The sequence below is a fragment of the Croceicoccus bisphenolivorans genome (genome assembly GCF_001634625.1).
Taxonomy (GTDB): domain Bacteria; phylum Pseudomonadota; class Alphaproteobacteria; order Sphingomonadales; family Sphingomonadaceae; genus Croceicoccus; species Croceicoccus bisphenolivorans.
This window is the reverse complement of the sequence record NZ_LRSE01000002.1, coordinates 135,622-153,476: the sequence shown is the minus strand read 5'-3', so window position 1 is coordinate 153,476 and position 17,855 is coordinate 135,622. Positions and strand designations below refer to the sequence as shown.

Below are 17,855 nucleotides of genomic sequence, written 5' to 3'. Positions count from 1 at the left end.
CCCGCGCCCGGCCACCTTCATCACCGCTTTTTCAAATGGAGATTTAGATGACAAACCGGTTCGTCCTTACGCTGTCGTGCGCCGACCGGCCCGGGCTTGTGGCGGCCGTTGCCGGTTGCCTTGCCGCCGGCGGCGGCAACATCGTTGAAGCGCAGCAATTCGACGAAGCGGCGACCGGCCTGTTCTTCATGCGCATCGTGTTCGATGTCGACACCGCCGCGATGCAGGCGCTGACCTCAGCATTTTCGCAACTGGCCGACAACCACACCATGACGTGGGAAATCGCACCTCTTGACGAGCGCAAGAACGTGTTGCTGCTGGTTTCGAAATTCGATCACTGCCTGGGCGACCTGCTCTATCGCCAGCGAACCGGCGAACTGGCGATGAACGTCGTGGGCGTCGTTTCGAACCATGCGCGCGATCATCTGAAGACCTCACTGCTGGGCGACCTGCCCTATCACCATCTACCCGTCACCCGCGAGACCAAGCCGCAACAGGAAGCGCAGATCAAGGCCATCATAGAGGAAAGCGGCGCAGACCTCATCGTGCTGGCCCGATACATGCAGATCCTGTCCGACGATCTCGCCGGCTATCTCGCGGGCCGCTGCATCAACATCCACCATAGCTTTCTACCAGGATTCAAGGGCGCCAAGCCTTACCACCAGGCGCACGAACGCGGCGTGAAGATGATCGGGGCGACCGCGCACTACGTGACCGCCGATCTCGATGAAGGTCCGATCATCGCCCAGGATGTCGAACAGATCAGCCACGCCGACTCGCCGGACGATCTGGTCCGTAAGGGGCGCGACATCGAGCGCAGGGTTCTCGCCCGTGCCGTCCGCCTGCACCTCGAAGATCGTGTTCTTTTGAGCGGCGCGCGGACGATCGTGTTCCAAAGCTGACCCGCCGGTGCCATGCCGCCTGCCCCACCAGAAACGAACGGATCACCGCCACATCGCTAGGCAGCGGGCTTTCGACGAGCGTGCCCTGTCGACAACTACGCGCGACACGATGACCTGCGCGAGGCGGGGGCTGGTCGTATGGTTCGATCCGATCGGCGTCTACGCCGTAGGCCGAGCCGGGATCGAACCATCGGTCATCATCGCCAAATTCTCGCCGTCCAAACGGCGCTGCGCATCGCCCGCACCGTCGCGTATGCGAACGGTCAGCCCGCTCAATCCGGTGAACCGCCGGAAAGCCACGCCTTGCCCCGCGCATATAGAGCCTGCACTTCCGGCCCCTTGAGACCGGGCATGTCCCCCTTCACTTCGTAACCGATCCCGGTCTGCAGATAGGCCAGATGCCGATACCCTTCGGGAAAGCGTTCGAGCAGGTTTCGGTCCAGCTCCAACCGAGCCGCCGGATCGATCGGGTCCATCCGGTCCTTTTCGTAAATCGGTTGGCGCAGCACCATGCCCCATTGGCCTTCACGCTTTTCAAGGAAGTCGTAGAACCGGCCGGTGCACACCACGTCCACCGCCACGCCGTGCACCAGTGCACGCTGGCTGATCGTCATCTTGGTCTGCGCGATCGCCCGATCGCCAACGATGTCGGACGCATGGCCGCCGAGGAAGTGGAGGATGCTGACACCCTTGTCCCATCCGGCACGGCTGGCTTCGATAAAACCGTCGGCGCTGGCCTGACACCAGGTGGCCATCATCCGTCCGTCGTCGTGCCACACCGTGCGGAAGCGATCCCAGTCACCGGCGTCACGCCAGACGACCCAGTTTTCGACCAGTTGCCGAACCTCGGCGCGGTCACGGTCGGCCGCGTTCACGGATAATTCGTCAATGGATGCAGTCATAATTCAGTTCCTAAAAACAAGCTGACGAGGCGCAACGGGAGTCATCGCCCGCGCTCAGCGCATGTGGATGCCGCCGTTGATATCGATCGTGGCGCCGGTGACGTACGAAGCCGCAGGCGACAGGAGATACATGACGCCACCGGCAACTTCTTCCGGTGTTGCCAGCCGGTTCAGTACCGATTTGGAGGCGATCGCAGCGCGGATCTGCTCATTGGTGTTGCGGTGGAACTCCTCGGTCCCGACCGGGCCCGGCGCCACGACGTTTACCGTGATTCCGGCGCTCGCCAGTTCGAACGCAGCCTGACGAGCAAGGCCGAACAGCGCCGCCTTGGACACCGAATAGGCCACGTCGGTCCCGTTGCCCGCAACCAGGCCAGCCGCCGATCCGACGATGACGATACGCGCATCCTCGACCGGGCTGGCCATGCGCAGCTGGGCGAATTTCTGAATGCAGCGGAACACGCCGGTGAGATTGAGAGACAGCGTCCGTTCCCAGTCGGCGATCGCCATCGTGGCCACGTTTACCGCCTGACCCAGGTGAACTACCGGACCGCCCGACGCGATCACCAGAATACCCAGAGGTGCGTTGGCCTCCTCCGCCTCGAATACGGAATCAACCAACTCGTCCTTCGTCACATCGATGTGAACCGCAACGTGACCAGCGCCGTCCAGCGTCGGCAACAGTGCCTGTGCCCGTGCAAGATCGAAATCTGCGATCACGACGCGATGACCTTCCGACGCAAGCTTGCGACAGATTTCGCTGCCCAGGCCGCCGGCCCCTCCGACAACGATTGCGCGACGACGCTCCGACATATGATCTCCTCTCAAAACCGCTCTCTCTACGGAAGCCTGATCGTATTCATGCTCAACCATGGACGATGATCGACGGCGTCCGCCATCGCCATTATCAGCCCGAACCGCTTGCCGCCCCGGCAGCTTTCCATAGCGCCGCTTCGCCAGCCCGGGATTTGCGCCGAGCAGCGATACACCCGCCCCAGCATGCTGGCAATATGGTAATGCATCCTGATTATAGGATTGTCGCCTAAAACAGCTCAATTGCCTTAAAAAACCCATCTTAAGTGGAATAAATTGATGATCGGGGCGATTGCTGCATAGACATAATAGACAGGTTTAGTTACTAGATAGCCCGGATAGACCGGTTGAACGGAGGGAAGAGGAAATGGGGATTGCGCCCAAAGCGCCTGTGCTGATTGTCGGTGGGGGGCCCTGCGGCCTGATGCTGGCGATGGAACTCGGCCGTCGCGGCGTCCAATCGATCCTGGTCGATTCGAAAAACCGGACCGCGATCAACCCTCAGGCCAATGCCACGCAGGCCCGTACGATGGAATATTTCCGCCGGATGGGCTTTGCCGACGAAATCCGCGCTGCCGGGCTACCTGCCGACTATCCCACCGACATTGCCTATTTCACCCGGTACACCGGGCTGGAACTCGCCCGCTTCGAACTGCCCTCGTCGGCTGAAGCGGGCGCTGTCGCCCGCGAATCCGGCACCTGGAACGCGGCCGAACTGCCGCACCGGGTTTCACAGAAATATGTAGAGGCGGTGATGCGCAAGCATGCCGAAAGCCTGGCGGAAACTTCGATCAATTACGGTGTGCGGCTGACCAGCTTCGAGGCGGGGGAACAGTCGGTGCGTGCCGTTGTCGAAAACGTCGTGACTGGCGAAACCGATACCATCGAAGCGGACTACCTGATCGGTGCGGACGGTGCGCGCAGCTTCGTCCGGCGCCAGCTTGGCATTCGCTATGCGGGTGAAACCGGTGTCCAGCGGGATTTCTTCGGCGGCAAGATGGTCGCGATCTATTTCCGTTCGGCCGATTTCTACGACAAGGTGCCCCATGCTCGCGCCTGGATGTACTGGGCCTTCAACCCCGAGCGGCGGTCATGGTGCGCCGCAGTCAACGGTCAGGACGAGTTCGCGTTTCACACCCAGCTCAAACCCGACGAGAGCGAGGATGTCAGCGACGAACGGGCGAAAGAACTGTTCATGCAGGCCATGGGCGTTTCACTCGATATGGAATTGCTGGCGGTCGACACCTGGATTGCGGGGCATGCGCTGGTCGCCGAAAGCTTTGGGGCGGGCCGCGTCTACATCGCCGGCGACGCCGCGCACCTGTTCACCCCGGCGGGCGGCCTGGGGTACAACACGGCGGTCGAGGATGCGGTGAACCTGGGCTGGAAACTTGCTGCGACGGTCAGCGGCGTTGCCGGCCCTGGCCTGCTGCCCAGCTATGCCTTCGAACGTCACCAACTGGCGGTGCGCAATACCGGCTATGCCCGGCAACTGGCCGAATCGATCGGCAACTATGTACCCGACCCCGGGATTGAAGCCGAAGGAGCGGAGGGCGATGCACTGCGCAAGGAAGCCGGCATTTACCTGAACGGTCATGCCCGCCGCGAATTCAACATTCCGGGCATCACTTTCGGTGGCCGCTATGACGGTTCCAGCGTGGTCTGCAGCGACGGATCGACATTGCCGCCCGACCAGATGAACACTTATGTTCCTACCGCCGCGCCGGGCGGTCGCCTGCCGCATCTGTGGCTTCGCGATGGCCGCAGCGTTTTCGACCTGCTCGGCTTCGACTGGGCGCTGCTGGCCATGCAAGGTCACGATCCCGGCGCCGCAGCCGGTTTCGCAGCGGCAGCGGCGGAACTTGGTATCGCACTTGCGACGATCGATCTTGGCGGCGAAGATGCCCGCGCGCTGTACGAAGCCGATCTGGTGCTCGTCCGCCCCGACCAGATCGTCGCATGGCGCGGTTCGGGCGAAGGCGTCAATGCCCGATCGCTGTTATCGCGCTTGATGGGCTATGAAAGTTCGGCCAACGACTCTTCGCTCCCGCCAGCCGCTGGCACGAATGTCGCGGCATAGCTTTGATACAGCGGCAAAACCAATAACCACGACAGAGCAGACCATGCGCGAATTCGTCTATGCTTCCCATCCCGCCCGGATCGTCTTTGGTTCAGGCCGTGTCGCGCAGGTCGCGGCCGAGGTCGAACGCCTCGGCCTCGGACGGGTGCTCGTCCTTGCGACTGATGCGCAAAAGGACACGGCACAGGCGGTCGCCGACCTGCTCGGCCCGCTGTGCGCGGACACATTCGCAGGGGCGGTGATGCACACCCCGGTGGCGGTGACGGAACAGGCTATGGATGTCGTCTCGGCGGGCAGGATCGACGGCATCGTCGCCGTGGGCGGTGGTTCCACGATCGGACTGGGCAAGGCGATTGCGCTGCGTACCGATCTGCCGCAGATTGTCATTCCCACCACTTACGCCGGTTCAGAAGTCACGTCGATCATCGGCGAGACGGCCGATGGGATCAAGCGTACGCAGACGACGCCCAGGGTTCTTCCCGAAGTCGTCATCTACGACGCGGATCTGACCCTTGGCCTCCCCACGGGTCTGTCGGTGACGAGCGGCATCAACGCCATCGCTCACGCGGTAGAGGCACTGTACGCCAAGGATGGCAACCCGATCATCGACATGATGGCGACAGAAGGCATCCGCGCGATCGCGTCGTCGCTACCGTCGATCGTCGAAAATCCCGGCGACGCCGCCGCCCGGACCGAGGCGCAATATGGCGCCTGGCTGTGTGGCACTTGCCTGGGCGCGGTCGGCATGTCGCTTCACCACAAGCTGTGTCATACGCTGGGCGGCACATTCGACCTGCCCCACGCCGAAACCCATACGGTCGTCCTGCCCCACGCATTGCATTACAACGCACCGGCCGTGCCGCGTGCGATGGCTGCACTGGCCCGCGCGCTGGGCCGGCAGGATCCGGCACGCGCGCTCTACGATCTTGCCGCTTCGCTTGGCGCGCCGCTTTCCCTGCGCGATCTCGGCATGCCCGCCAGCGGTATCGACGAGGCGGCGGATCTGGCGCTGGCCAATGCCTACTGGAACCCCCGCCCGCTCGAGCGGGAGGCGATCCGCGACTGTATCGCCGCCGCGTGGGAAGGGCTGCCGCCCGGCACCTGACCCGCCCGACCACCGATCCCAAGTCAGATGGAGAGAAGCACGATGCCGGCACAAGATCGATCGCAGCAAACCCTGGCCTTTTTCGATGCCGAGCATTCGGCCGATGTGGTCAACGCCCGGATGGGCACCGACATTTCCCCGCGCTTTCGCGAGGTGATGACTATCATGGTCAACCATTTGCACGCCGCGGTAAAGGAAGCGAAGCTGACCACCGAGGAGTGGATGGCGGGGATCGAATTCCTGACCAAGACCGGCCACATGTGCACCGACTGGCGGCAGGAATTCATCCTCCTGTCCGACGTGCTCGGGGTATCGATGCTGGTGGATGCCCTCAATCACGATCGCCCGGAGGGATCGACCGAAAATACCGTCCTCGGCCCGTTCTATGTCTCTGGCGTGCCGCATTATGCCAATGGCGCTAACATCTGCCTCGACGGCAAGGGCGAGCCACTGTTGGTGCGCGGCAAAGTCACCGATAACGACGGCAATCCCGTCGCCGGCGCCAGCATCGATGTCTGGGCCACGAACGACGATGGCTTCTACGACGTCCAGCAGCAGGGCATTCAACCCGAGCATAACCTGCGCGGCGTCTTCACCACCGGTGCCGACGGTGAATACTGGTTCCGCACGTCGAAGCCGCGCTATTATCCGATCCCCGATGACGGGACCGTCGGCAAGCTGCTTGCGGCGCTGGGGCGACATCCCAATCGTGCGGCGCATCTGCACTTTATCGTGACCGCGCCCGGTTTCGACACGGTGGTGACCCATATCTTCACGCCGGACTGCCGCTATCTGGCCGAAGACACGGTGTTCGGGGTCAAGCATTCGCTGATCGCGGACTTCCAGCAGATCACCGATCCGGCCGAGGCGGAAAAGGCGCAATTGCCCTCACCGTTCTGGCAGGTGGAATGGGATTTCGTGCTGGCCCGGGAAGAGGAAATCCAGCGCATCCGGGCGGCCAAGACGACAGCCTGACCGTACTTCGCCCCGACCCGCGCTCGGCGCGGTCGGGGGCGTTCGGTTCGAGCCGATGGGACAGCGCGATCTGCTTCGCGTCATCGGGCGAAAGATCGCCCCGCTCGGTCAGGACGGCGGACCATCGCGATGCGACCGGACCTTTTCATAAATCGCGCAGTTCACCGGCGGCATCGGCCGGAATCCCGTCTTGGTGGCGATGCCGAAATTACCTTGCAAGAACAGACCGTCGACAATCGGGCCGGAACGGTTCCTGAATTCTGCCGGCTTTTCGAATTGGGTAAAGCGCCGGTGCCGCAATGCGCTTCGAAGTGGTTGCGAAACCAGCGCGAGCGACGCGAGCGATCCACAGCTTGAGGTCGAGAATGACCAAGCCCGAATAAACGGGCGCCGGCGTGGCACTGTTCGGGTCGGGAAGCTATCCGGCGGTCGTCACGCACAAGACGCAGCGGTCGAGGCGAGAATCCCGCGCCGGTTGCAGCCCGTAGATCTCGCCTCGCTCATGCAAGTACCTCTTGTTCGGTACTCGTCTGCTCCGCAGGTCGCGGCGCTATCGTTTCAGGCATCGCTCCCTGTCGATCGCCCGCCGCGCACCACCAGGAAGCCGCCCATTACCAGATACCAGGGCACAACCAGCGCGGTGGGGATGATCCATCCGATCAGTCCATCCGACGCGAACGGCCCTTCCTTCGCCAGACCGATCAGGCCCATCGGAACATAGGAAAGCCCGGTAATCACGGAATAGTAACCGAGCCAGCGGGGAAACACCGGATGCGCGCTGCGGTCGGCAAAGACGGCCGCGGCTACCACCAGCGCCTCAAGCGTGGCGACGGAAAACGGCAGGAACGTGAAAAAAGTCGACAGGTCGTGGAGGAGCAGCATCGTCTCGGGTGCAATGTCCGTGCGGAACGCCGCCACGCTCATCGTCATCGCGGGTAACATAAGAAACGTGCTGGCCACGGTGCCCGTCATCATATGCAGATAACTGAGGCCGGGCATCGGCGATGCCTCGATCCGCCGGATCTCCATCGAAATACCCACCACCAGGGCGATGCTCAACGCCACACCGATGTTCACCAGAAACATGCCGATCTGAATGTTCGCCGCGTTGGCGCGAACATGGGCGGCGATCTCGGCCGCGGTGATCATGGCCGATGGCGGCGGCGACAGCTGGGCCACCGGGCCCATCCCGATGACCAGCAGAAGGATCGAGGCTATTCCGCTCCATCCACAGAATACCTGTATCTTTCGTTCCATCGTCGGTCTCTCCCTTTGATTTGGTGAATTGGCGTCGACCGGCAAAATCATCAGAACATCGAATTGCCGCTTGCGGTCGTTTCGGGCACTTCCTGGATCACGTCCCAGTGCTCGGCGATCTTGCCGTTCTCGATGCGCCACATATCCATCACCGCCATGCCCGCTCGCCCCTCGCCCATCGCAATGTGCATGTGCACGCACACATAGGCGTCCTCGGCCACGATGCGCTTGACCGAAGGGGCGAAGCCGGGCGTGGCGACCAATCCCTCGATCAGGGTGATGGCGCCTTCCCGCCCGTTGCCGCACATCGGATTGTGCTGGATGTAATTCTCGTCCGTAAAGCGTTCGAATGCTTCGCGTACGCGGTGTTGGCGATTGATAAGGTCGAGAAACTCTTCGACGATCTCGCGATTTGATGGCGGCATGATCTCGTCCGGAATGGTGGGCGGTCCGGCTGCCTTGGCAAAGCCGGACCGCCGTTGCGTCTAGAAATTATAGCGGGCACGAAGGCCGTAGGTGCGCGGCGGGCGCACAGTACCCAGCAACACGCCGTCAGGATCCGCGATCGGATTGTTCGGCGATACGAACGGCGAACGGAACACCTGATTGAACACCATCTCGTTGAAGATGTTGTGCACGTAACCGGTGATTGACAGCCCGCGGTCCGCCGTCTCGTACGTCAGATCGGCATTGGTGATCGCGAAGGCTTTCTGCCTGCCCGCTTCCAGAAAATCGATCGACAGATAGGTCGCGCTGGAAAACTGCGTGTCGACGCCTGCCCTCAGGCTACCGCTTTCGCCCATGTCAAACGTATGACTGTAAGAGGCTGTGCCGGACCATAGCGGCGCCCGGATCAGAGACTGGCCGCTGCAATCGACGGTCTGTTCTCCATCGACGACCGGCCCTACCGCGCAGCCCGTGACCGGCGGGCCGAAAACCGCCGTCAGGTTCTGGAACCGGAAGTCGTCGTAGTTGCTCTTGTTGTACTGCACCTTCAGGCTGAATTCGTCATCCAGCGTCGGACGGAACATGATGTCGGTGTCGAGGCCATAGGATTTCGCGCGACCCGCGTTGGTGGTGATGAACGCGAAGACACCCGGGATCGACGTTGGACCAAGATAGGATTCCTGGTGATCCTTGTAACGCCAGAAGAACGCTTCGAGGTTGACCTGGAGACGGTTGTCGAAAAAGCGGTTCTTGATGCCCGCCTCAAACGAAGTCAGCTTCTCGGGCCGGAACGTATTCGGCGCCGGGGCAAGCGGGAAGAAGCCGCCCGACTTGAAGCCGGTGCTGACGTTGGCATAAGCCATCGAACGGGGCGCGACATCGAATTCGACGCCGGCTTTCCACGTCACGCTGTTGTAAGTCAGCTTGCCGCTGTTCGGAATGTCGAGGCGGCAAAACAGCGGCGGCGATACCGTGTCGGGATCGAACTCGCCGTTGGCGCAAAGCGGCGGCTCCTCGTTGGGGAAGCTGTAGCTCTGGGTCAGCTCGTCGTCGGTCTTGCGCTCGTAAGTGTAGCGCAGGCCCGCAGTGGCGCGCAGGCCCTCAACGATCTCGTATGTGCCCTGCCCGAACGCCGCATAGCTGCGCGTGGTGCCCTTGATCCGGCTCTGCACCGTAGCGCTGACGCCTTGCAACACGATCAGCCCCGGCTCGGCGTCAGGATTGGTCGTCCGCTCGTCGTAATAGTAGCCGCCCAGGACCCACTTGAAGCGACCGCCGTCATTGCCCAGCCGGGCCTCGACGCTGGTCTGTTCGTTATGTTCGTTGTTGTAAACCGAGAAACCCGGCGAATACTGCAGCCCTTCGAGGGTGGCATCGCGAAAGGCCGGAAGCAGGGTGAACGTGGCAAACCCCAGATCCCAGTTCATTTCGGCCGAAAGCGAATAGATCGTCACCTCGCTGAACCCGTCTTTCTGGGGAAAGACGTTAACCGGACCCAGGAAAGGTTCGGCCTGGAAGATTTCCTGGACCAGCGGATTGTCCGTCGCACCCAGGAATTTCTCGCCTGCCGGGCGGGTAAGGACACCGCCGCCGACGCCGCGGCCATGGATGTGCTGGTAATTACCGGCCAGGATCAACGAGAAGTCGTCGCGAGGTTCGATCAGGAACTGCAAACGGGCCGCTTCCGACTTTTCGTCGTCATAGCCGTCGGAAAGGTAACCGTCGCGGTCGATGACCTGCCCGGACGCGCGCACGGCAAACGTATCGCTGACGGGCACATTTAGCGCCGCCGTCCCCTGAACATGGCCGTAATTGCCGAACTGGCCTTCGACAAAGCCGCTGGTCTCGCCAATCCTGGGCTTCGTCGAGATCACGTTGATCGCGCCACCCGAAGCATTGCGGCCATAAAGCGTGCCTTGCGGGCCTTTCAGCACCTCGACCCGGTCGAGATCGTAGAACATCCCGCGCGTCGCCCAACTGCGTGCGATGTAAACGCCATCGAAGTTCATCGCGATCGGGCTTTCCGCCAGCGAATTGGTCGCATAGTTGCCGACGCCGCGAACGTAGGGCTGCGCGTAGGGCCCTGCAGTACCGATCTGTACGCCCGGCGCGACGGCAGCAAGGTCTTCCGGCCGGCTCACGTTCGCGCGTGTAAGCGCCTCGCTGTCGAGTGCCTGGATCGAAAGTGCCGCGTTCTGCACATTTTCGGCGCGGCGCGACGCGGTCACGACGATGTCCGCAATGCCGCCAGCATCCTCTTCGACCGCTGCAGCCTCCTCGGCGGCGACGGTCTGTTGCTCCTGCGCCGCTGCATTGGTTGCCAGAGCCACCAGCCCTACCGATGCCAAAAATAGTCTCGACATGATTTCTCTCCCTCCGTGTTTGGTCACCAGATCACGCAAGCAAACACGCGTCCCGTGGCCCGTTTTGTATCTTGCCCATCGCCGGCGCTCCCTCCCCGCCGGCGATGGAGCGGAAAGCGATGCGTTGCCCGCGCCCGATGCGCGGTCTTCGCGTCACTCAGTTTGCATTCTCTAGTGGCGCATCGGCATGCGACGCGGTTTCGGCGGCGATCAGCCTGGCCTTCAATCTGGTGTAAAGCGTGACGCCGCGATCGTGTACGGTGGGCATGAACGGGCGGTCGGGCTGGCCATCGATGATCTGCTGCTGCGCTTCGATCATCGTCTTGTCTTCGTTGAAAGCCTGAAGCGTTACTTCCAGATTGCGGGCCACGATCGCCGGATCGCTTCCGCCGCCGCTTGCGGCGCGGTGCAGGCCGGTGAAGACATAGTAGTGCGACCGTTTTTCCGTAACCGGCGTGATTGCCTGAAGGTTGGTGGAAACCTGGGCGATGGCCTTCGAGAAATCGGGACGCCCATAATCGCAAGCCCGCGCCGTACCGGCCGGGAAACAGCCTACGAACATCACCAGGACGCCGGGAACGAGGTAATCATAGCCCATCCAGGTATCGTTGACGCCGATGGACAGCGACTCGATGAAATGGAAGCCGGTGTGATTTTCGACCCACCGCTCGAACCGGACGCCATTGTCCAGTTGCTTGATGGTCATCGGGGATTTGGCCCAGTCCAGCGGCGCCTGGAAACTGGCCGCGTGGACAAAGGGCAGATGGCTGAAATCGAGCAGGTTGTCCGAAATCAGTTGGGCATTTGCCTCGAACGTCAGTTCGCCATTGACGACGCCATAGTCGTCGAGATCGACGCCGTCGAACAAAGTCGGAAGCTTGGCAGGGTCGGCCAGCGCGGGGTCACCCATCCACACCCATATCCAGTCGTAATGCACTGCGACAGGATAGGCCCGCACTTGCGCATTGGGCGGGATGACATCCTGCCCCGGGATGTCGACGACTTTGCCCGCAGCATCGAACAGCAGGCCGTGGTACATACAACGAAGGTTCTGCCCTTCGCAGCGCCCCAGCGAAAGCGCGGCGGCGCGATGCACGCAGCGATCCTCAAACGCGACAACCTTGTCGGCAGCGCGCCAGATCGCCAGGCGCTCGCCAAGCACGGTGGAACTGAACGGGTGATCGGCGGTGACGTCCGCATCGGTACAGGCGACATACCAGTCGTTGCGAGTGTGCATTGCAAGCTCTCTCCACGCGGTCTTTTTTTAAAACATCCGTTTGGTGATCCGGTCGACCGACACCGATCGACAGGAGACTTCACCATAAGGACACAACTTCGACAAATCCGCAAGCGAATTTAGTTATGCTACTTTCCTTTTTTGCGCAGAAAGAACTTCTTGTTGCGGCTGCAAAAAAATCGATCGGAAAGTGCGGATATATCGAATTTTAGGACTATAAAATTGTTTTATAATGATATTTCTGATACAGAAGCACGCCAAGGCATCAAACTCAGACCGCATCGCACGCGCTATGGACGGGGAATGAATCAGCGCAGATATGGAAAATATAGACAGGTAAAATCCCAATTGTCCGATTTTATGCAGATCAGGCCGGCAGGTAGATCGACTTGATTTCCAGATAAGCCTCAAGGCCTTCCGGCCCGCCTTCGCGGCCAAGTCCCGATTGCTTGAAGCCCCCGAACGGCACCGAAGGGTCGAGTTGCAGGCCGTTGACCGAAATGTTGCCGGTGCGTACCCGCCGGGCGATATTTTCGCCCCGTTCCAAGTCAGGGGTGAAGACGGTTCCAGACAAGCCGAAATTGCTGTCGTTGGCGATGCGGATCGCTTCTTCCTCGTCGCGATAGGCGATGATCGACACGACCGGGCCAAAAATTTCTTCCTGCGCGATCCGCATGTCGGGCGTTACGCCATCGAAGATCGTCGGCTGGACGAAGAAACCGCTGTTGAACGCCCCGCGTCCGCCGCCAGTGACGATCCTTGCACCTTCCTTCCGTCCGATATCCAGATAATCGAACACGCGATCCTGCTGACGCCGCATGGCCAGCGGCCCCATACCGACATCGTCTTCCCAAGGATCGCCGACCTTGATCGATTCCACGGCCGCGCGATAGGCATCGACCACCTCGTCTTTCCGACGTTCAGGCACGAGCATCCGCGTCTGCGCAAAGCAGATCTGCCCGCTGAACGGCATGGAAACAGGCGTCACGGCGGGGATGGCGGCAGCAAGGTCGGCATCCTCGCAAATGATCGCGGCTGATTTGCCACCCAGTTCCAGGCTATAACGCGCCACCCGATCGGCGCAGACCGCTCCGATATGGCGGCCCGCCGCTGTCGATCCGGTAAAGCTCACCTTATCAATGCGGCGATCGCAGATCAGATGGTCGCCCGCCTCACGATCGGCAGGAACGACGTTGAACACACCCGGCGGCAGCCCCACCGCATCGGCGCACTCGGCCAGGATCAACGCATCTAGCGGGGTTTCCGGGCTGGGCTTTGCAACCACCGTGCAACCGGCCAGTAGAGCCGGACACAATTTCGCCACCAGCAGGATCAGCGGCGAGTTCCACGGCAGGATCAGGGCGCACACACCCACCGGCTCGCGGATCACGCGGGCGCGGCCGCCCGGTGTCGGGCGATCCTCTTCGAACGGATAGGTTTCCGCCAAACCTGCGAAATAAGTGAAGTAATGCGGGATAAGGCCGGAAATCATGCCCGAAAACCCGTTCACGACCCCCACCTGCGCGGTCCACACCCGCTTGAAGAGGTCCAGCCGCTTTTCGACTTCTTGCCCCATGGCTATCAGATAACGCGCGCGTTCTGCCGGGGTGAGCCGCGGCCAGGGGCCGTTTTCGAACGCTTCGGACGCCGCGCTAACGGCGGCGTCCATATCTTCAGGCGCGGCGGCGGGCACGGAAAACTGCACCTGCTCGGTCAGCGGTGAAATCAGGTCGAGACGGGCATCGGTGCGCGGGGAGACCCACTGACCTCCAATATAAAAGCGCGACCGGACATTCTCGCTAAGCTCGGCCGGATCGAATCTGTCCAACATGACGCTGCCTTTCTGTTGCTGCCTTATGGTGCGCACCAAGACGTTCCTGCCGCCGACAAAGTCAGCGCAGGCTTGTCAGATCGACCCGGCGGTTATCGTGCTTGTAGGGTGCAGGAGCGACTTTCGCCCGAATCTCGATCTGCGGCTCGCCGGGATTGCCCCACAGCACGCTGAGATCGTTGCCGATTCCGGCGTGATCGACATCGATCACCGCAAGCGAGATCATCTCGCGAAAATAGTAGCTGTAGCCGCGCGAGGTGGCGACACCGACCCCCTTGCCGCCGGGCCCGAGCACCTTGTCTGCATAGACGAAGCCGCGCTGGTCGCGGGGCATTTCCATGAAATGGTAAGGCTGCGCATCCTTACGGAACAACGAGGCGTAGACCCCGACGACATCGTCACTGTTCCACACCAGCGTGCGGATCTGGCGGCGGGGTGCCGCTACTTCCGCCTCCAGCGCCGCGCGTCCCTTGAAGTCATGGTCGAACTTGATGCTTTTTGCCCAGCCGAGTTCGACCGGGCTGCGATACCAGGCGCTGATATCGTCGGCTTCGAAGCTGCCCGCGATGTTGAACGTGGCCGATGCGGCCGGCATCGCCGCAAGGAATTCGCTGCGATAGACATCCATCGCGGGCCCGAAAATAGCCGGCATGTAATCGATGATAATGGTCGGGAAGCACGCTTCGAGATGGTTGATGAACACCGCCCGACCACCAAGCTTGCGCAAGCCGAATTCGCGACCGGCATCGACCACCGCTTGATAGACCGCCCCCGCATGTTCCGCCCTGCCCTGCAGTTCGAAGCCGGGTTCACCCGACATGCCCTGACGCAATGCCATCACCGGATGCCCGGCGATCTCGATCTCGGCAGTGTGCATGAATTTGGTGTCGCGCAACGAGCGGCCCACCGCCTTTTCGATCACCGCGATCGCGTTGGGCCCGGCGACCTGGAAATTAAAGCTGTCGACGCCGGTCGACACGACATCGTAGCTGCCGTGGCGAGCCACGAAATCGAGCCAGAAGGTGCCTCGACCGAACAGCACGAATTCGTCTTCGGCAAGGCGCGTGGCGATGCCTTCGGCTATGATCTTGCCATCGTCGTCGCAATGCACCACGTGCTTGGCCTGAAGGACATCGAACTTGGCTAGGCTATTGATCGAAGTGTCGCTCAACAGCCGGATGGCGTCCGGCCCCTTGAAGCGCCGCTCCCAAAGAAACGACCAGTCGCCGATCGAGCATGTCTGCTTCCACGACATGCTCTCGTCGATCCAGTCAGTATATTCGGGCAGGCCCCAGCGACTGGTAAAGTAACCCTCCGGGGTGGAGCGTAGATCATCGATGTTCACGGCACACTTCCTTTTCGGCATGGCTGGGCAGCCGCGCCGTTCGATATCCAAAACCAGCCGCCTGCGACGCGGCGTTTGCGGACACGAACCGGCGCAGCGGGCCGGCCGCCCCAAAAACTCAGCGGGTTTGCGGCAGTGTCAGGCGGGCCACCGGGAAACTGTCCTCGGCGACGGCGCTTTTCCATTTCAGTTCAATGGGAACCGCCGCTTCCATGTACGACAGGCCCATGTGGTAAAGACGCTGATCCTCTGCGGACAATTCGGTGCCCCACGCAAAACCCTCCAGATACCGGATCACCTCTTCCATGTGCGGCTTCATCGCACTGTAGAATACGTTCAGCTCTTCCAGGGTCGATCCGGCGCGACGGTCGTACCGTTCCCGCTCGGTGGGCAGGGCCCAGGCGGTAAACTCTTCCAGTTCACGAAACTTCTGCGGCAGACTTGCGTTCATGGCCCTCACCCCTCGGCTTTGTCGAACATGCGATTGCGGCTGCGGTAATGGTGCGCCACGACCAGCTCCTGAAACGACAGGAAGTAATCGGTCACCGCTTCGCTCTGCAGAGCCTGCTGCTGGCGTTCCAGAAGGAACAGATCCTCACAGGCGATCTCCCGCCCGATGACATACGAAAACTCTTGGGCAACCCGCTCGCCGTAAGTTTTCGGCGTGCGGTGATAGATATTCCACTCGTAGATCGTCTCGTCCGCTGCCGACGGCCAAGCGTAGCCCTCGATGAACCAGTCGCGACCGGTCAGCAGGATGAGGTTGGGAAAGAACTTCACGATGTCGAACGCCCAGTTCTGCAGGTTTCCGAAATCGAGGCCCGGCGGCAGTCCTTCCGAATTGGAATCAAACGACGGAAAAGCCCGATTGGTATGGCGATAGGCCAGCGTTTCGGTGTCGGCCCACTTATGCGAAGGGTTGGCCGCAACCGAATGGCGCGCGTGGAGATCCATGATATCCATTGCGGGCACGTGACGCATCTTGTTGTCGTCACCACCCAGATAATCGGTGGCAGTGTTCTTGTGCACGAACAGCGTGTGATAGGCTTCCGAAAAAGCATCCATCACGATGTTCCAGTTGCACTGGATCGTCGCGCTGTAGAGGTTTGTCTTCTCGAAGCTGTGGAAGAAGCCCTCGTAAAGGTTATCCGGCGCGAGTTCGGCGAGCCAGTCGTCGAGCGAGGCCGCCTCCGCATCGAAATTGATGAAGATGAAGCTATGGCGCACTTCGCAACGGATTTCCTTCAGCCCAAGCGCCTCGTTTCCATAGGGGGGAAACTGGTCGCGGTCGGTGATGCCGCGAACAGACCCGTCGATGTTGTAGGTCCACCCGTGATAGCCGCAGGAGAATCCCTGCCGACTGCTGCCCTTTTCCTTGCAAACCAGCATGTTGCCGCGGTGACGGCAGATATTGTGAAAGGCGCGCACACGGTCGTCTTTCCCGCGAACGACGAGGATGTTGTAATTCAGGCCCGGAATTGTCCGCGTGCGAAAGTCACCGGCGTTCGGGATATCGTAATCGTGTCCGACCGCCAGCCAGGATTTGCGAAAGATCTGATCGAGATCCCGCTGATAGGATTCCTCGCTGAACAGACCGCTCACGTCGAGATGAAAGTCGATCCCGGAAAGATCTCCGTTGATACCTTCAGGCATTTACCGCTCCATTTGAAACCAGGCCACGGCTCCTTGCGGATACGCGGCGAAAGTATTTTTGAAACCTTGCTTACGGCAGCAATTCATATGACGGGTCAGACCGGTCGTCCCCACCCCGCAGCAGCGGGCTGTTGGCATAGACGCCGTCGCTCGCCTCGATCGCCCGCCCCCAGTCCATGACCTTGGTGCGCTCGACAATCTTCCACTCGCCATTGCGGCATGCCAGCCGGTCGAGCGTGCGGGCCGCCAGGACAAGATCGCGAACCTCGCCGTTCATCGGCGTCTTGTGCCGGTCGAGTTCGTAACTTTCCGCCACAGCCTTATCGCCGTCGATGCGGATGAGGATATTGCCCACCATGTGCTGGCGTTGCGACTGTCCGCCCTGATGCCTGATCGCCACTTCAATCCATCCGTCGACGTCGCCATCATAAAGCTTGCCGAAATGCACCTTGGCATCGGGAAAGAACGCCGACCGAAGCATGTCGGCATCGACCCGATCGGTGCCGCGGCACACACGATGAATGCAATCGCGGATCGCCTCGCGAGCCTTCAGTTCGCCAATTTCGGCGAGCGCGGCAGCAAGTTGCCTTTCCAGCTTTTCGAGTGAACCGGCCTCCGCCATACCCAACCCTCTCGTCCTGATGCCTGACAGCTTTGTTCTGATGGCCCGCCCGCGTCGGCGGGCCGGCCCCGCGCCACAAGGAGCGGTATGGAGCGTGACTATCATCGCCTCGAATTTAGATCAAGTAGCTTGTCTGATTTTGCAAACGTCTTCCGTACTGTCCGGCGAACCGAAGCCTGCTTGACAATGCCAGCCGCGAGACAATTTCACTGCCGCCGCACCCAGGCGCACGGCAAAACGCCACAATCGCATAATTCCCCTGATTTCGGAGAATTTTCGCTCAATCTTTCGACCGCAACGCCGCATTGCCGACGCCCGTTCCG

At 61.2% G+C, this 17,855-nt stretch carries 15 protein-coding genes; 4 read left to right on the top strand and 11 right to left on the bottom strand.

Annotation, left to right across the window (positions count from 1 at the left end):
* Nucleotides 1-47: 47 nt before the first annotated feature.
* Nucleotides 48-902, top strand: coding sequence for a formyltetrahydrofolate deformylase (gene purU, locus A7A77_RS02380; RefSeq protein WP_066552945.1), 855 nt, complete (start codon nucleotides 48-50; stop codon nucleotides 900-902).
* Between the two features lie 272 nt (nucleotides 903-1,174).
* Here the strand turns inward: purU and A7A77_RS02375 are convergent, their stop codons facing one another.
* Nucleotides 1,175-1,804 carry a nuclear transport factor 2 family protein gene (locus A7A77_RS02375; protein ID WP_066552942.1) on the bottom strand — a complete coding sequence of 210 codons (630 nt, stop codon included), beginning with the start codon at nucleotides 1,802-1,804 and terminating at the stop codon, nucleotides 1,175-1,177.
* A gap of 54 nt (nucleotides 1,805-1,858) precedes the next feature.
* Nucleotides 1,859-2,617 carry an SDR family NAD(P)-dependent oxidoreductase gene (locus A7A77_RS02370; protein ID WP_066552938.1) on the bottom strand — a complete coding sequence of 253 codons (759 nt, stop codon included), beginning with the start codon at nucleotides 2,615-2,617 and terminating at the stop codon, nucleotides 1,859-1,861.
* 367 nt (nucleotides 2,618-2,984) lie between these two features.
* Here A7A77_RS02370 and A7A77_RS02360 point away from each other — a divergent pair, with 367 nt between their 5' ends.
* The 3 genes from A7A77_RS02360 to A7A77_RS02350 are packed head-to-tail and all read left to right on the top strand — an operon-like array spanning nucleotide 2,985 to nucleotide 6,777.
* A complete protein-coding gene (locus tag A7A77_RS02360; protein ID WP_066552934.1) occupies nucleotides 2,985-4,697 on the top strand; it encodes an FAD-dependent oxidoreductase in 1,713 nt (570 codons plus the stop codon).
* A gap of 43 nt (nucleotides 4,698-4,740) precedes the next feature.
* Nucleotides 4,741-5,802 (top strand): maleylacetate reductase, encoded by a 1,062-nt coding sequence (locus A7A77_RS02355; RefSeq protein ID WP_066552932.1) that lies wholly within the window; start codon nucleotides 4,741-4,743, stop codon nucleotides 5,800-5,802.
* Nucleotides 5,803-5,844: 42 nt separating this feature from the next.
* On the top strand, nucleotides 5,845-6,777 hold the full coding sequence (locus A7A77_RS02350; RefSeq protein WP_066552931.1) for an intradiol ring-cleavage dioxygenase: 933 nt from the start codon (nucleotides 5,845-5,847) through the stop codon (nucleotides 6,775-6,777).
* Between the two features lie 558 nt (nucleotides 6,778-7,335).
* On the opposite strand, the gene A7A77_RS02340 is transcribed toward A7A77_RS02350, so the two are convergent.
* The 9 genes from A7A77_RS02340 to A7A77_RS02300 form a co-directional block, all read right to left on the bottom strand.
* The gene (locus A7A77_RS02340) at nucleotides 7,336-8,034 is read right to left on the bottom strand and encodes a hypothetical protein (RefSeq protein WP_066552926.1); all 699 of its coding nucleotides are present in this window, start codon (nucleotides 8,032-8,034) and stop codon (nucleotides 7,336-7,338) included.
* A 50-nt stretch (nucleotides 8,035-8,084) separates the two neighbouring features.
* Nucleotides 8,085-8,459: a nuclear transport factor 2 family protein gene (locus tag A7A77_RS02335; protein ID WP_066552923.1), complete on the bottom strand. Its 375-nt coding sequence runs from the start codon at nucleotides 8,457-8,459 to the stop codon at nucleotides 8,085-8,087.
* Nucleotides 8,460-8,519: 60 nt separating this feature from the next.
* The gene (locus tag A7A77_RS02330; RefSeq protein WP_066552920.1) at nucleotides 8,520-10,844 is read right to left on the bottom strand and encodes a TonB-dependent receptor; all 2,325 of its coding nucleotides are present in this window, start codon (nucleotides 10,842-10,844) and stop codon (nucleotides 8,520-8,522) included.
* Between the two features lie 157 nt (nucleotides 10,845-11,001).
* Nucleotides 11,002-12,081 carry an aromatic ring-hydroxylating oxygenase subunit alpha gene (locus A7A77_RS02325; RefSeq protein WP_066552917.1) on the bottom strand — a complete coding sequence of 360 codons (1,080 nt, stop codon included), beginning with the start codon at nucleotides 12,079-12,081 and terminating at the stop codon, nucleotides 11,002-11,004.
* Nucleotides 12,082-12,448: 367 nt separating this feature from the next.
* A complete protein-coding gene (locus A7A77_RS02320) occupies nucleotides 12,449-13,912 on the bottom strand; it encodes an aldehyde dehydrogenase (protein ID WP_066552914.1) in 1,464 nt (487 codons plus the stop codon).
* Between the two features lie 61 nt (nucleotides 13,913-13,973).
* Nucleotides 13,974-15,257, bottom strand: coding sequence for a hypothetical protein (locus tag A7A77_RS02315; RefSeq protein ID WP_216635530.1), 1,284 nt, complete (start codon nucleotides 15,255-15,257; stop codon nucleotides 13,974-13,976).
* 118 nt (nucleotides 15,258-15,375) lie between these two features.
* Nucleotides 15,376-15,708: a hypothetical protein gene (locus A7A77_RS02310; protein WP_066552909.1), complete on the bottom strand. Its 333-nt coding sequence runs from the start codon at nucleotides 15,706-15,708 to the stop codon at nucleotides 15,376-15,378.
* A 5-nt stretch (nucleotides 15,709-15,713) separates the two neighbouring features.
* Nucleotides 15,714-16,910: an aromatic ring-hydroxylating oxygenase subunit alpha gene (locus A7A77_RS02305; protein ID WP_066552907.1), complete on the bottom strand. Its 1,197-nt coding sequence runs from the start codon at nucleotides 16,908-16,910 to the stop codon at nucleotides 15,714-15,716.
* A gap of 70 nt (nucleotides 16,911-16,980) precedes the next feature.
* Entirely contained in the window at nucleotides 16,981-17,532 is a 552-nt protein-coding gene (locus A7A77_RS02300; protein WP_066552905.1) for a nuclear transport factor 2 family protein, read from the bottom strand.
* Between the last annotated feature and the right edge of the window lie 323 nt (nucleotides 17,533-17,855).

What these genes read in the sequence shown, in the direction of transcription:
- purU (WP_066552945.1), top strand. Translation starts at nt 48, where the DNA reads ATGACAAACCGGTTCGTCCTTACGCTGTCGTGCGCCGACCGGCCCGGG.
- A7A77_RS02375 (WP_066552942.1), bottom strand. Translation starts at nt 1,804, where the DNA reads ATGACTGCATCCATTGACGAATTATCCGTGAACGCGGCCGACCGTGAC.
- A7A77_RS02370 (WP_066552938.1), bottom strand. Translation starts at nt 2,617, where the DNA reads ATGTCGGAGCGTCGTCGCGCAATCGTTGTCGGAGGGGCCGGCGGCCTG.
- A7A77_RS02360 (WP_066552934.1), top strand. Translation starts at nt 2,985, where the DNA reads ATGGGGATTGCGCCCAAAGCGCCTGTGCTGATTGTCGGTGGGGGGCCC.
- A7A77_RS02355 (WP_066552932.1), top strand. Translation starts at nt 4,741, where the DNA reads ATGCGCGAATTCGTCTATGCTTCCCATCCCGCCCGGATCGTCTTTGGT.
- A7A77_RS02350 (WP_066552931.1), top strand. Translation starts at nt 5,845, where the DNA reads ATGCCGGCACAAGATCGATCGCAGCAAACCCTGGCCTTTTTCGATGCC.
- A7A77_RS02340 (WP_066552926.1), bottom strand. Translation starts at nt 8,034, where the DNA reads ATGGAACGAAAGATACAGGTATTCTGTGGATGGAGCGGAATAGCCTCG.
- A7A77_RS02335 (WP_066552923.1), bottom strand. Translation starts at nt 8,459, where the DNA reads ATGCCGCCATCAAATCGCGAGATCGTCGAAGAGTTTCTCGACCTTATC.
- A7A77_RS02330 (WP_066552920.1), bottom strand. Translation starts at nt 10,844, where the DNA reads ATGTCGAGACTATTTTTGGCATCGGTAGGGCTGGTGGCTCTGGCAACC.
- A7A77_RS02325 (WP_066552917.1), bottom strand. Translation starts at nt 12,081, where the DNA reads ATGCACACTCGCAACGACTGGTATGTCGCCTGTACCGATGCGGACGTC.
- A7A77_RS02320 (WP_066552914.1), bottom strand. Translation starts at nt 13,912, where the DNA reads ATGTTGGACAGATTCGATCCGGCCGAGCTTAGCGAGAATGTCCGGTCG.
- A7A77_RS02310 (WP_066552909.1), bottom strand. Translation starts at nt 15,708, where the DNA reads ATGAACGCAAGTCTGCCGCAGAAGTTTCGTGAACTGGAAGAGTTTACC.
- A7A77_RS02305 (WP_066552907.1), bottom strand. Translation starts at nt 16,910, where the DNA reads ATGCCTGAAGGTATCAACGGAGATCTTTCCGGGATCGACTTTCATCTC.
- A7A77_RS02300 (WP_066552905.1), bottom strand. Translation starts at nt 17,532, where the DNA reads ATGGCGGAGGCCGGTTCACTCGAAAAGCTGGAAAGGCAACTTGCTGCC.